A 13,007-nucleotide genomic window follows, 5' to 3' on the forward strand; every position below is an offset into this window, starting at 1 on the left:
CCCTCAGAAATTTTGCAACAGCAATTATCATATCATAATTCCCCATTTAACATTTACACATGTACTTTACCCAAAAGAAAAACACAAGCAACCTAAAAAGCTGCTTGTGTCCCACTACTCTTTATTTGCCTGAATTTCACTCAATAAGATATAACGATTCGTCCAAGACTCTATGAAATCCTGAGCGAATGGTCCACGGCGTTGTTCAATCCAGCTTACCAATGTTTTAACATTACGCTGTAAAATTTTATCTATGACTTCGGGGTAATTCATTTCCAACCTGTGCTGCTCATATTCATCTTCATCCAATAATGCATGACTCATATCAGGAAACACCTTTACGTCCAAATCATAGTCAATATATTTTAAGCAATTGTTATTAAACACAAACGGTGAACTGATGTTGCAATAGTAATACACGCCGTCATCCCGTAGCATACAAATAATATTGAACCAATGCTCTGCATGAAAGTAACAAATCGAGGGCTCACGTGTCAGCCAAGTGCGACCATCTGATTCCGTAACAAGTGTTTTTTCATTCGCACCGATAATAATATTTTTCGTCGCTTTTAATACCATCGTTTCTTGCCAGACACGGTGGATATTACCATTGTGCTTATAACTATGTATTTGGATTTTTTCTCCTTCAACCGGTAATGCCATCATAAAGCCCACCTTTTCGTCTTAGCTAAAAATTCTAGCAGTCTTTATTGTATTATAACAATGCTTTGGCAAAACTTGTAGTTCGAATACAATTATTTTCAATTTTGCGTGAAAATTATTACGAAGCCTTAATAGTTGCACGTATTTAATCAAAGAATTAATTAGTAGTATGTGACACTTCTTTTATAACTTCCCCGCTCTTTTATTTTAAAACAAAAAAAGATGCTCTGAAAGTTTGCACTTTCAGAACATCTTGCTACACTTCATTAGAAGTTGTTATTGTTACGTTTCGCAAATTGTGCGTTACGTTGCTCTTGTTCGCGTTGTTGTTTTTGGTTTTGTTGTTGAACCTCATTGAAGTTTTCGTCTTGGCCGAATTCTTCAAGGTTGTTTTGTCGGTTATTGTTTTGACGGTTATTTTGATTTTGGTTTTGGTTTTGGTTTTGGTTTTGCTGGTTGAACTCGTTGAAGTTTAGGTCTTGCCCAAACTCTTCACGGTTGTTTTGCTGGTTGTTACGTTGGTTTTGGTTTTGTTGTTTGTTGCGGTTTTGTTCATTGCGACTCATTTTTTGTCACCTCCATGACCATTATTGTGGTCTGGTGGCAAAGTAATTATGCATTTATTTTCCCCCATATTTTTAACATCGGCACAGGCATTGGTAAATTGGCAATTTGCTCTTTTGTAAAGAATGCTGTATTTTCCGGATTAGCATTCGTTTCAACTGCATCGACCAAATAGCTGTCAATATGCCATTTCAAGTGAGAAAAAACATGGCTGAAACTTAAAATTGTTTCCTTGGAATTGTGCTCCAAAGTAACGTTATATTGTTTTTCCACTTTGGTTAAACTATTTTCATCTGCCTGGCGTTCAATCATAATAAACTGCCACATATTCGCGAGCAGACCTGCTTCCGGTCGTTTTTCCATTAAAAAACGTCCTTGCTGATCACGGATAATATAAACATCATATTCGATATTTTTTGTTTTTAGCTTTTTCGATTTAACCGGTAAGCTGGATGGATCACCTTCATGGAATGCCGTGCAGTAATCACGCACTGGGCATAATAAGCATTTTGGTGAAGTTGGTGTACAAATTAACGCACCTAGCTCCATCAGTCCTTGATTAAATGCAGATGCATTTTCAGGATCAATCAGCTCTGTTACCGCTTGTTCAAAAATTTTCTTTGTTTTCGGCAAAGCGATATCGGCATCAATATTTAATACGCGACTTAAAACACGCATGACATTTCCATCTACAGCATGCTCCGGCTTCCCGTAAGCAATACTTAATATTGCACCTGCAGTATAAGGTCCAACACCTTTTAGCTTTGAAATATCGACGCGGTTATCCGGCACTTTTCCGCCGTACACCTCGACCACTTCTCGGACACCTGCTTGTAAATTACGTACACGGGAATAATATCCTAGACCTTCCCACATTTTAAGCAGCTCTTCCTCCGGTGAATAGGCTAAGCTTTCCGCTGTCGGGTATTTTTCGATAAAACGGTTGTAATATGGGATGACTGTATCAACTCTTGTTTGCTGCAGCATGACTTCAGACACCCAAATTTGATAGGGTTCTTTCGTACGACGCCAAGGCAAATCTCGTTGCTCTTCCAAAAACCATTGCACTAATGCTTGGCGAAACTGTTTTGTATATTGATAGTTCACATTGTCCTCCAAAAATTCGATTTTATTTCCTTAAAAAAGGGTATATTATAATGTGGATACGATTGCTAAATTTTTCCGTTCTCGAACGGTTTTAAGATCGAGGGGTTGATACATTTGGATTCTGGCACACATTTCGTCATGGGGATTGCTATTGGAGGCCTAGCACTTGTAGACCCGACTGTCGCAAGTCATTCCATGACCTTTACGGCTGTAATGGCAGGAACGATTATCGGACAACAGGCACCGGATATTGATACGGTTTTAAAACTTCGTAATAATGCGGTTTATATACGCCATCACCGAGGGATTACACATTCAATACCAGCCGTTTTACTATGGCCTCTATTAATAACAGGTGTTCTCGCCCTTATTTTACCTGATGTCCATCTGTTCAATGTTTGGCTATGGACTCAGATCGCCGTTTTTTTACATGTTTTTGTAGATATTTTTAATGCATACGGCACACAGGCATTGCGCCCTTTTTCAAAAAAGTGGGTTGCACTCGGTGTTATTAATACATTCGATCCATTTATATTTACGATGCACTGTATCGGAATTTTACTTTGGTTAATAGGGACAGAACCTGTCCTCACATTTACGGTCATGTATATCATTATTTTCTTCTATTATATTTTACGTTTTGCTCTTCAAAAGGCGGTTAAAACTGCTGTCCATCATGAATTGCAGGACGAAGAGTTTGTAATTGTCGCACCGACAATGCGCTTTTTCCATTGGAAAGTTGCCGCTAAATCGAAAACGCACTTTTATGTTGGCCGTGCCTATCGCAGATCTGTCAATATTTACGATAAGTTCGAAATTGAACCTATCCCAAAAACAGAACTCGTTGAAAAAGCGATAAAAGATCCAAATTTAGATGCCTTTTTATCGTTTTCACCACTTTACCGGTGGGAAATTTCAGAGCTTGAAAGTGGCGTGACAGAACTGCGTTTAATCGATTTACGCTACCGAAGTAATGATCGCTATCCATTCGTTGCAGTCGCCCATTTAGATGAAGAGCTTAACATTGTCAATTCTTATACCGGCTGGATTTTTACAGAAGAAAAATTGCAGAAACGACTGCAAATAGGAGCCGGTAATGACTAAATAAAAAGACGGAAAACCACCAGCCACAACTGGTGGTTTTATGCTGCAATCAGCTGTAAATAAAAAAATTACACTAAAGCTGATTGGTTTTAATTTAACGTATCATCACTGTCATTTAATAAATGCGCATATTTCGGATTTTGTGCCGCAAATAAATGAAGCTTATCCCCATAGCTTTCAATTAACTGACTAACTAATTTAGCTGTATATTCGGCACCGCGGTAATCCGCCCCTGCCTTGGCAGATGTAGACTCGAAATCGCTGCATAATAATTCCACCCATGTACGGGCACGACCTGCCGGTAATTTAGGATTTTTCGCTAATAATTGTTCTGTTAATCTTTGATATAATTCTTCCATGCTACTTCCCTTCTTTCATTGGACGTAAAATAGAAACAGGTAATGCTTCTTCAAAACGTTCCGAACCTAATCGGTGTCCCCATGCAAAGCGACCTTTTAAATAATCTACTTGGAAAAACTCACCCGGCGATCCATTTAGACGATAGATTTCGCCCGGAATAATTGTCGAAAGATCAACTAAATATGCCTCTGCCAGTAATGCTTTACGCTCATAAACTGCATATTCATTAACAATCCCCAATTGCTCTGCTTTTCTCGCACGTTCACGTAAATTCGCAATTTCCTGACGCAATTCCGGTTCAGACATTGCACTATATGTTAATTCATTCATTTTGTTGTTGCTCCTTCTGTTCAATATATTCATTAATTTTCTCTATCGGAAAGCCCTTTTGATAAAGCGCCTGTTTTACTTTTTGCCGAAGATTAGATCCTGTTAATTTGGCTGCATATTTGCGCCAAATTTTATCACCTTGAGCTTCTATTAATTCGGACCATTCATCTTCGTCGCGGTCTAATGTAATCTGCTCGAGTATTTCTTTAACAATCTCATAGGAATACCCTTTACGCAACAGCACATCCTGAATTTTCTGCTTCACTTGTATCGGAGTTTTGTTTGTATTGGAACGCACAGCTTTTTCCGCCAGTTCCATTGCAAGCTTTAATTGCTCCTCATGATCATATGTCGCCAATACTTTCTGTTGCAAATTTTTATCAATCCCTTTTTGCATCAGGTCTTGCCGGATTGCAGCCGGTCCTTTTTTTGTCGTACGCTTTCTCGTTTCAAGCAGTGCTTTTGAATAGCTTTCATCATTTAAAAAACCTAAGCCCGTTAATTTATGAATAGCTTCTTGTACAACTGCTTCCCCATGCCCCGCTTTCAGGAGCTTGGACTTCACTTCATGTTCACTGCGCATTTGGAAGCTTAGAAAATTAAGCGCTTTGTTAAACGCTTTTGCGATTTCATCTTCATATTGTATTTCATCTATTTCCATCTGCTCAAGTACTTTGCCTTTTTGCAGACCGAACTTAATAAGTGTCCCTTCATCAACTGCAAAAGCATACTGTTCGTTCAAATAAATATTGTAGCGCTCTTGATTGTTTTTTTGTCGACCAATTTTCGTAATAATTTGCACTTGCACCGTGTACACCTCACAATAACAATGTACATTCTAGTATACATCTTTTTACTTATAGTTTCATCGAACGGTATACTGTTACTAATGAAATGAAGGCGGTGTTTGTATGAAAGTTGCAATTGCAGGTGGGACAGGAATGGTTGGCAGAAGGTTGAGTAAGCTATTACTTGAAAAAGGTCACGAAGTCATAATTTTAACTCGGGGAGAGCAGCAAGTTAAAAATAACATCCACTATGTACAATGGCTAAACGATGACTCGACACCCGAGCTTTTCATGGGAAATACTGATGCATTTGTAAATTTAGCCGGAGTATCACTAAATGAAGGTCGATGGACAGATGAACAAAAACAAAAAATACTATCAAGCCGTATCGAATCTACCGATGAAGTCATCCGTATTCTACAAAATTTAAAGCACAAACCAGAAGTACTTATTAATGCCAGTGCTGTTGGTATTTATCCTGTTTCCGAAACAGCTGTATATACGGAACAAGCTCCCGAAAAAGCATCTGATTTTTTAGGAAGCGTTGTAGTCCAATGGGAAGAAAGAGCAACGCAGGCTCAACAACTAGGCATTCGCACCTGTTTAACCCGTTTTGGCGTTATTTTGGAAAAAGGCGAAGGTGCATTGCCGATGATGGTACTTCCTTATAAGCTTGGTGTTGGCGGAACAATTGGATCAGGCAGACAGTGGCTTAGCTGGATTCATGTAGAGGATGTAGCACGTGCTATACTTTTTGCAATTGAAAACGATACATTAACCGGGCCGATTAATTTTACAACACCAAATGTAAAACGAATGAAGCAATTCGGGCAATCAATAAGTCATGCATTGAAGCGTCCACATTGGTTCCCGGTTCCAAGCATTGCTTTAAAGATCGCTCTTGGTGAAAAAAGTATGCTCGTACTGGAAGGTCAGCATGTATTACCCGAAAAATTGTTAAACGCAAATTTTGAATTCAAGTTTATTTCTGTGGAAGATGCAATTCGTAATCTATATGAATAAAACAATGCTTTTCACGCAACCTACCTTGTAAAAGGAGGTTGCTTTTTCATTGAAAAAACATATTTTAGGGATTAGCTTCGTGTTAGTCGCCACATTTATATCCTTTATGTCTGTTGCAAAAGCCGAGGAATTTCATTGGGGCTTCAAGCCAAGCCGTAATGGCGAGCCTGTAGAAATAGGAGAACCGCTTGAATCTATGTTAAGTAAATACGGTGCCATTTATAAAGGCAATGAAGAAAAGAAAATCGTTTACTTAACATTTGATAACGGCTATGAAAATGGCTATACCGAGAGTATTTTAAATACTTTGCGGGAAGAAAAAGCTCCAGCCACTTTCTTCTTGACCGGTCATTATTTAACAAGCGCTACCGATTTAGTAAAAACGATGGTTAAAGATGGCCATATTATCGGAAACCACTCTTATGGGCATCCGAATATGGCGCGTTTATCCGCTGATGAAATGAAGAAGGAATGGAAACGGTTTGATGATAAATTAAATGAACTGACTGGTGTCAAACGGACTTATTATGCCCGCCCGCCAGAAGGTATCTTTAATGAAGAAGTTTTGAAAGTCGGCAATGAAGTGGGCTATCGCCATATGTTCTGGTCCATCGCTTTTAAAGACTGGCTAAAAGATGAACGACGCGGCGCAAAATATGCTTATGATGCACTAATGAACCAGCTACATCCAGGTGCAATTATTTTAATGCATACGGTAGCTCAGGATAATGCCGAAGCGATACCTCAATTCATAAAAGATGCAAAAGCACAAGGTTACACGTTTGGCTCTCTGGATGATCTGGTGCTTGAATACGAAAAAATTTCCCCGTATTAGAAAAGTAGCGTTCCTTTCTTTTCATTGTACTTTCCGCTATACTGAAATGATGAAGAAAAGGAAGTGACTCGCACTAAATTTTGGTGCGAGTTACTCTATTTAAAGGACGTGTAAACTTGAGTGAACTAAAAATGGAAGTCGGGCAAAAGTTCCCGTTAACGATAAAGCGCCTTGGCATTAATGGTGAAGGTGTCGGTTTTTATAAACGCAATGTCGTATTCGTAAAAGGTGCGATTCCTGGGGAAGAAGTAACAGTAAAGTTAACAAAAGTATCGCCGAAATTTGCTGAAGCGGAAATTTTGGCAATACGTAAAGCAAGCGAATTCCGCCAAGAAGCACCTTGCCCTGTGTATTCTGAATGTGGTGGTTGTCAATTACAGCATATGACTTATGAAGCGCAGTTAATGAATAAGCGTGATATCGTCATACAGGCATTCGAAAAATACGCCAAAGAAATTGGACAAACTGCTGAAATCCGCCCAACGATCGGAATGGATAATCCTTGGCATTACCGCAACAAATCCCAGTTCCAAGTACGTAAAGAAGGCAAGCGTGTATATGCAGGTCTATTTACTGAAGGAACTAACCAGCTTCTAAATATTAATGATTGTCTTGTACAGCATCCTGTAACTTCAAAAATTACAGTTGCTACTCGTAAAATTTTACAGAAACTAAATATCCCGATTTATGATGGGAAAACGTTAAATGGCTTAGTACGAACAATTGTTGTCCGTACAGGTATGCGCTCTGGCGAAACACAAGTATGTCTTGTAACAACTCGCCGTGAGCTTCCGCATAAAGAAGAGTTAATTGAACGTATTAAAAAGATTGATCCTTCAATCGTTTCCATTACACAAAACGTCAACCGTGAGAAGACATCGCTTATATTCGGACCTGACACTTTTATTTTAGACGGAAAAGAAGCGATTCATGAAAAGTTGGGTGAATTTGCATTTGATTTATCAACTCGTGCATTTTTCCAGCTTAACCCTGAACAAACAGTACATTTATATAATGAAATTAAAAAAGCTGCAGCACTGACAGGGAAAGAAAATGTTGTCGATGCATATTGCGGTGTTGGAACAATCGGTATGTGGCTTGCAGAAGGTGCCCGTGAAGTCCGCGGTATGGACAATGTCGACGAAGCAATTGCTGATGCGAAGTATAATGCACGTACAAACGATAATCTGCAGCATGTACGTTTCTTCCCAGGCTCTGCAGATAAATGGCTTTTCCGCTGGTCAAAAGAAGATTACCGTCCAGATGTCATTTGTGTGGATCCACCTCGCACAGGTTTAGAGCCAGGCTTTATTAGAACAGTATTAAAAATTAAACCAAAGCGTTTTGTTTACACATCGTGTAACCCTTCAACACTAGCGCGTGATTTAAAGGAATTATCAAAGAGTTACAACGTTGAATATATTCAACCAGTCGATATGTTCCCGCAAACAGCACAGGTTGAATGTGTCGTGAAACTGACATTAAAAAAATAATATGTTCCATACGCCTACACAAAATTTTGTGTAGGTTTTTTCTCTTGGTAAAAACTTGCATATACACTTCAATTGACGCAATATTAAATCAAATATATTTTCGGAGGGATCATTTTGGGAAGAATCATTCATTTTGAAATTCATGTAGACGATATGGAACGCGCGAAAAATTTCTATGAGGCTGTTTTTGAATGGAGTTTTGAGGATTATAGTGAATATGCAGGCATGCCGTATTTGGGAGCGATTACTGGCGACGATCAATATCCGGGAATTAATGGTGCTTTAATGCAGCGTCAAGGCCCTTCCCCTGCAGAAGGACAAAGTATCAACTCTGCAGTATGTACTTTAGGCGTAAGCAATTACGATGAAACCGAAGCTAAGATTTTAGCAAACGGCGGCAAAGTAGCAATGCCAAAATATGCGCTGCCAGGTATGGCTTGGCAAGGATATTTTCTTGATACTGAAAATAATATATTTGGTCTACATCAACCGGACCCGGAAGCAAAATAACATGAAAACGAAGGAACCTTGTATATAAGGTTCCTTCGTTTTATAGAAAAGAATCATTTTAGAAGAACCTCCCCCACTTCTTTACTTTTCATGTAAAATAGAAATCGCCAGGAGGTATTAATATGAAGAATTTTCTATTTGTAGTAATCACTTTTATTTTTTCTTATTGGGCGATTTCATCTTTTGCAGGCCTCATCTTCCAAAGCAATGATGAAAATTCAGCAACTTCAGCAAGCTCACTTCAAGCTGCTGTTACATTTGGTGGTGTAAACTATTTAAATGTGTTCATCTACATAATTTTAGCAATGATTTTTACCGCAATAGTCTTCTTTTCAGTAAAAAGCAGACGTTCCAATTAAGAGAACGCCTGCTTTTTTATATAGCTATTTTTTTCGATTTGCCAAAAAAGAGTATGGCCACTGCAACTGTCAGCAGCATGACCGAAATAACAAATAAAAATCCGCTACTCGGGAAAACTTCCAAATAAAAACCGCCTAAAAGCGGACCAGTTAAACTGCCTAAACTGAAGAATATACCACAAAGCAAGTTCCCTGTCGGCAGCAGCTCTTTCGGAGTCAAATCCGTCATATATGTAATACCGAGCGAGAACATCGAACCGACACACATTCCTGCACAAAGAAAGACAGCAGCTACAAACAGTTCCGAATGCTCAAAGAAATTGCCTATTAAGAAAAATATGCTTCCGGCAAAGAGCCCTGAAACAATGACTTTATGGCGACCAATTTTATCACCCAATGCACCAAGCGGAAATTGCATAACAATCGCACCGATCGAAAAGCCGGCCAAAATAATGGATACAAATGCTACGTCAAAATCTTTTCGTAAAGCATACACCGGAAATAAAGCATTCAGTGACGATTCTAAAAATCCATAAACAAACGGCGGCAAAAAGGCAATCCATCCGTATTTTATAGCTAGACTATAACGTTTGAAACCTGATTCATTTGCATCCCCTGCCAACGCTTCCGGCTTTTCATTTTTCACAAAAAAGATTAACGACCACGCTAATAAACATAATGCCGACGAAATAATAAATGGAAAGCTTTCCGATATTTTAATTAGCGGGACAAACAATGGGCCAACAGCAAAGCCTACTCCAAAAGATATGCCGTATATTGACATGCTTTTACCGAGTTTATGTGTAGCTGTGGTTGATGTAATCCAAGTTTGTGTTGAAAAATGCAGTGCATGATCCCCAATGCCAATTAACAGCCGGAGTATAAACCAAAACATGACACTTTTCCAAAATGGAAATAAAAACAGTGACATGAAAACGAGTGCCCCACCAAATATGATAATAGGTTTATACCCATATTTGCGTAATGGCTGCTCGATAAACGGCGAGATCAATAATGTTCCTATGTATAAACCTGTGGCATTCAAACCATTGAGCGTTGAGGATACGCCATCCCCTTCAAAAATCACCGAAATCAGAGGTAAAAGCATTCCTTGCGAAAATCCTGAAATTGATACAATAATAACTAAAATCGTAAACCTGCGCTGTTCATAACTCATTTCAATTTTCTCCCTTAGTTCATACAATTCATCGTATCACAGCTTTTAGGAGAAATAAAAGTAAACTCAAAAACCCCAGCTAACTTTATCTCTAAAAGTTAACCGGGGTTTTAAATATCACTATATTCCATTTCTGCGTTGCGTAAACAGTCGTATCGGCGATTAGCCGTAAATGTTTAAACTTCCTCCTTTTCTTGAGTTTGTCTATACATGTTTTTTCCGACCATCTCCTTCGTATTTAAGTATGAATTTACTTTATCATAACACTTCATTAATGTAAATATTCGAAATTAACAGAATGTTAAAATAATTAACAAGTACTATACAATTTCCTATTTTTTAAAGTTAATTTAATAGGTTAGTCCGATATATACTATAAGTTGTTGTTTAACTTTTAGAAAATAGCGTAGTATAATAATAATAAGTCAATACAAAAGGAGCATCATACATTATGAAGCCAATTACAAACAAAGAACAGCAAGTAACATATTTAAAAGAACGCCTGGAAATTTTCCTTGAAGTGCTTGATGCAATCGATCCTGAAACGACGGAAATTGAAGATATTGATCGCTTAATTCAAATGATGGATGATTTAGAAGAAAAAATGGATCAATTCCAATCCCGCGAAGATAAATAGAAAATTCAGCAATACCTGTACACTGGGTATTGCTTTTTTCATTCTTTTGACTAGTTCTGCTATTATTCGCCGTTTTTTCTTTTAATCTGACAAACATTCATGTAAGCGCTCTTTTTTTTCCACATTAAAAGAGTTATAATGTAAGATGGTTTATTAAGAAAGACATAACATTCATTTCTTCGTGAAAGTTTTGTTCTAACTTATATCAATTTTATTGATCAAAATACACATATTTTTCTGGGGGGAAAAATAAGATGGCATACTTAGAAACTTTAGAAAAAAGTCTTTATTCTTTAGTAACTGAAACATCTACTAACTTACCAAAAGACGTTCGTCGTGCTATTAAAGCTGCAAAAGAAGCAGAAAATGCTGGTACACGTGCAGCGATGTCTTTAGACACAATCACTACAAATATTGTAATGGCAGAAGATAATGTATCTCCAATTTGTCAAGATACGGGTCTACCAACATTTAAAGTATATACTCCGGTTGGCGTAAACCAAATCGAAATTAAAAAAGCAATCCACACTGCAATTGCTGCAGCTACTGGTGATGCAAAATTACGCCCGAATTCAGTTGATTCATTGACTGGTAAAAACTCTGGAACAAACATTGGTGCTGGACTTCCAGTAGTAAAGTTTGAGCAATGGGAAAATGACTATATTACAGTGAAGCTTATTTTAAAAGGCGGCGGCTGTGAAAACAAAAATATCCAATATTCTTTACCTACAGAATTAGAAGGTTTAGGCCGCGCTGGTCGTGACTTAGACGGTATCCGTAAATGTATTTTACATTCTGTATGGCAAGCACAAGGACAAGGCTGTTCTGCTGGTTTCATCGGTGTTGGTATCGGTGGTGACCGCTCTTCAGGTTATGATCTTGCAAAAGAGCAATTATTCCGTCATGTTGATGATGTGAATCCAATCGAAGACTTGGCAAAACTAGAACAGTATATTGTAGAAAAATCAAATACATTCGGTGTTGGTACAATGGGCTTCGGCGGTGAAGCAACATTACTAGGTTGTAAAATCGGTGTAATGGACCGTTTACCAGCTTCATTCTTCGTATCTGTAGCTTACAACTGTTGGGCTTACCGTCGTATGGCAATCGATATTGATCCGGCGACTGGCGAAATCACAAACTGGCACTACCAAGAAGGTGAAAAAATCACTTTCCGTGATGAAGAAAAACAAGATAACTCGGACAACAAAGTAGTTGAATTGGTTGCACCGATTACTGAAGAAAAAATTCGTTCACTTAAAGTTGGGGACGTAGTAAAAATTTCTGGCCGTATGTACACAGGTCGTGACGCAATCCACCACCACTTAATCGGTGAAGGTGTAGAAGCGCCAGTAGATTTAGATGGTCAAATTATTTACCACTGTGGTCCGGTAATGGCGAAAGACGAAGCAGGCAACTGGGTCGTAAAAGCTGCTGGTCCAACAACTTCAATTCGTGAGGAGCCATACCAAGGCGACATCATGAAAAAATTCGGTATCCGTGCTGTTATGGGTAAAGGCGGTATGGGACCAAAAACTCTTAAAGCTTTAGAAGAACACGGTGGCGTTTACTTAAATGCAATCGGCGGTGCTGCTCAGTACTACGCAGACTGCATTAAATCAGTCGACGGTGTAGACTTAATGGAATTCGGAATTCCAGAAGCAATGTGGCACTTAACTGTAAAAGACTTTACTGCAGTTGTAACGATGGACTCTCATGGTAACTCATTACATGCTGATGTAGAGAAATCTTCTTTAGATAAACTAGCATTGCATGCAGAGCGCGTATTCTAATAGTTAAGAAAAACGACTTCTTCCAAAATGGTTGAAGTCGTTTTTTTATTTCCGTGTTTCAAATTACATATAATTCTAACTATTCTTTTTATTGGTATGCTATACTATTTTATTATATAAGGTGTAGGTGGTGTTATATGTTCTATATTAAGATATTGATCAATGCATTATTTATAGCTGCTCAAATACACGTGAGTACTAAATATCAGTATAAACGCAGCTTTCTAGTTGCCCTTTCGTATACAATTTATGTGATTATTATTC

The 13,007-nt window shown here is 38.2% G+C and carries 15 protein-coding genes; 8 read left to right on the forward strand and 7 right to left on the reverse strand.

Going from position 1 to position 13,007, the window contains the following annotated elements:
• Window positions 1–114: 114 nt before the first annotated feature.
• From ntdP to mutY, 3 genes are all read right to left on the reverse strand, one after another.
• Complete coding sequence (ntdP, locus tag CBM15_RS10115; RefSeq protein WP_087617402.1) at window positions 115–663, reverse strand: nucleoside tri-diphosphate phosphatase; 549 nt, start codon at window positions 661–663, stop codon at window positions 115–117.
• Window positions 664–929: 266 nt separating this feature from the next.
• Window positions 930–1,229, reverse strand: a complete 300-nt coding sequence (locus tag CBM15_RS10120) for a hypothetical protein (protein WP_087617403.1) — start codon at window positions 1,227–1,229, stop codon at window positions 930–932.
• 46 nt (window positions 1,230–1,275) lie between these two features.
• A complete protein-coding gene (mutY, locus tag CBM15_RS10125) occupies window positions 1,276–2,334 on the reverse strand; it encodes an A/G-specific adenine glycosylase (protein WP_087617404.1) in 1,059 nt (352 codons plus the stop codon).
• 114 nt (window positions 2,335–2,448) lie between these two features.
• On the opposite strand from mutY, the gene CBM15_RS10130 reads away from it, so the two are divergent.
• Entirely contained in the window at window positions 2,449–3,438 is a 990-nt protein-coding gene (locus CBM15_RS10130; RefSeq protein WP_087617405.1) for a metal-dependent hydrolase, read from the forward strand.
• Window positions 3,439–3,527: 89 nt separating this feature from the next.
• On the opposite strand, the gene CBM15_RS10135 is transcribed toward CBM15_RS10130, so the two are convergent.
• From CBM15_RS10135 to recX, 3 genes are read right to left on the reverse strand one after another with little or no spacing between them, the layout of a single operon-like run.
• Entirely contained in the window at window positions 3,528–3,797 is a 270-nt protein-coding gene (locus CBM15_RS10135) for a YfhJ family protein (protein ID WP_008405720.1), read from the reverse strand.
• A 1-nt stretch (window position 3,798) separates the two neighbouring features.
• Complete coding sequence (locus CBM15_RS10140) at window positions 3,799–4,128, reverse strand: YfhH family protein (RefSeq protein WP_008405719.1); 330 nt, start codon at window positions 4,126–4,128, stop codon at window positions 3,799–3,801.
• Complete coding sequence (gene recX, locus CBM15_RS10145) at window positions 4,121–4,936, reverse strand: recombination regulator RecX (RefSeq protein ID WP_087617406.1); 816 nt, start codon at window positions 4,934–4,936, stop codon at window positions 4,121–4,123. The genes CBM15_RS10140 and recX overlap by 8 nt, the downstream gene beginning before the upstream one ends.
• A 103-nt stretch (window positions 4,937–5,039) precedes the next feature.
• Here recX and CBM15_RS10150 point away from each other — a divergent pair, with 103 nt between their 5' ends.
• The 5 genes from CBM15_RS10150 (at window position 5,040) to CBM15_RS10170 (ending at window position 9,136) form a co-directional block, all read left to right on the forward strand.
• The gene (locus CBM15_RS10150; protein ID WP_087617407.1) at window positions 5,040–5,939 is read left to right on the forward strand and encodes a TIGR01777 family oxidoreductase; all 900 of its coding nucleotides are present in this window, start codon (window positions 5,040–5,042) and stop codon (window positions 5,937–5,939) included.
• A 49-nt stretch (window positions 5,940–5,988) separates the two neighbouring features.
• Window positions 5,989–6,774 (forward strand): polysaccharide deacetylase family protein, encoded by a 786-nt coding sequence (locus CBM15_RS10155; RefSeq protein ID WP_008405716.1) that lies wholly within the window; start codon window positions 5,989–5,991, stop codon window positions 6,772–6,774.
• Between the two features lie 131 nt (window positions 6,775–6,905).
• Window positions 6,906–8,267, forward strand: a complete 1,362-nt coding sequence (gene rlmD, locus CBM15_RS10160; RefSeq protein ID WP_087617529.1) for a 23S rRNA (uracil(1939)-C(5))-methyltransferase RlmD — start codon at window positions 6,906–6,908, stop codon at window positions 8,265–8,267.
• 114 nt (window positions 8,268–8,381) lie between these two features.
• Window positions 8,382–8,777, forward strand: coding sequence for a VOC family protein (locus tag CBM15_RS10165; protein ID WP_087617408.1), 396 nt, complete (start codon window positions 8,382–8,384; stop codon window positions 8,775–8,777).
• A 122-nt stretch (window positions 8,778–8,899) separates the two neighbouring features.
• Complete coding sequence (locus CBM15_RS10170) at window positions 8,900–9,136, forward strand: carboxypeptidase (protein ID WP_087617409.1); 237 nt, start codon at window positions 8,900–8,902, stop codon at window positions 9,134–9,136.
• A 16-nt stretch (window positions 9,137–9,152) separates the two neighbouring features.
• On the opposite strand, the gene CBM15_RS10175 is transcribed toward CBM15_RS10170, so the two are convergent.
• Window positions 9,153–10,313, reverse strand: a complete 1,161-nt coding sequence (locus tag CBM15_RS10175) for an MFS transporter (RefSeq protein ID WP_087617410.1) — start codon at window positions 10,311–10,313, stop codon at window positions 9,153–9,155.
• 451 nt (window positions 10,314–10,764) lie between these two features.
• On the opposite strand from CBM15_RS10175, the gene CBM15_RS10180 reads away from it, so the two are divergent.
• Both CBM15_RS10180 and CBM15_RS10185 read left to right on the forward strand, forming a co-directional pair.
• Window positions 10,765–10,950, forward strand: coding sequence for an SE1561 family protein (locus tag CBM15_RS10180; protein ID WP_008405711.1), 186 nt, complete (start codon window positions 10,765–10,767; stop codon window positions 10,948–10,950).
• 254 nt (window positions 10,951–11,204) lie between these two features.
• Window positions 11,205–12,743 carry a fumarate hydratase gene (locus CBM15_RS10185; protein ID WP_087617411.1) on the forward strand — a complete coding sequence of 513 codons (1,539 nt, stop codon included), beginning with the start codon at window positions 11,205–11,207 and terminating at the stop codon, window positions 12,741–12,743.
• The last annotated feature ends 264 nt before the right edge of the window (window positions 12,744–13,007 follow it).

This window comes from Solibacillus kalamii (assembly GCF_002174535.1).
Classification (GTDB): Bacteria; Bacillota; Bacilli; order Bacillales_A; family Planococcaceae; genus Solibacillus; species Solibacillus silvestris.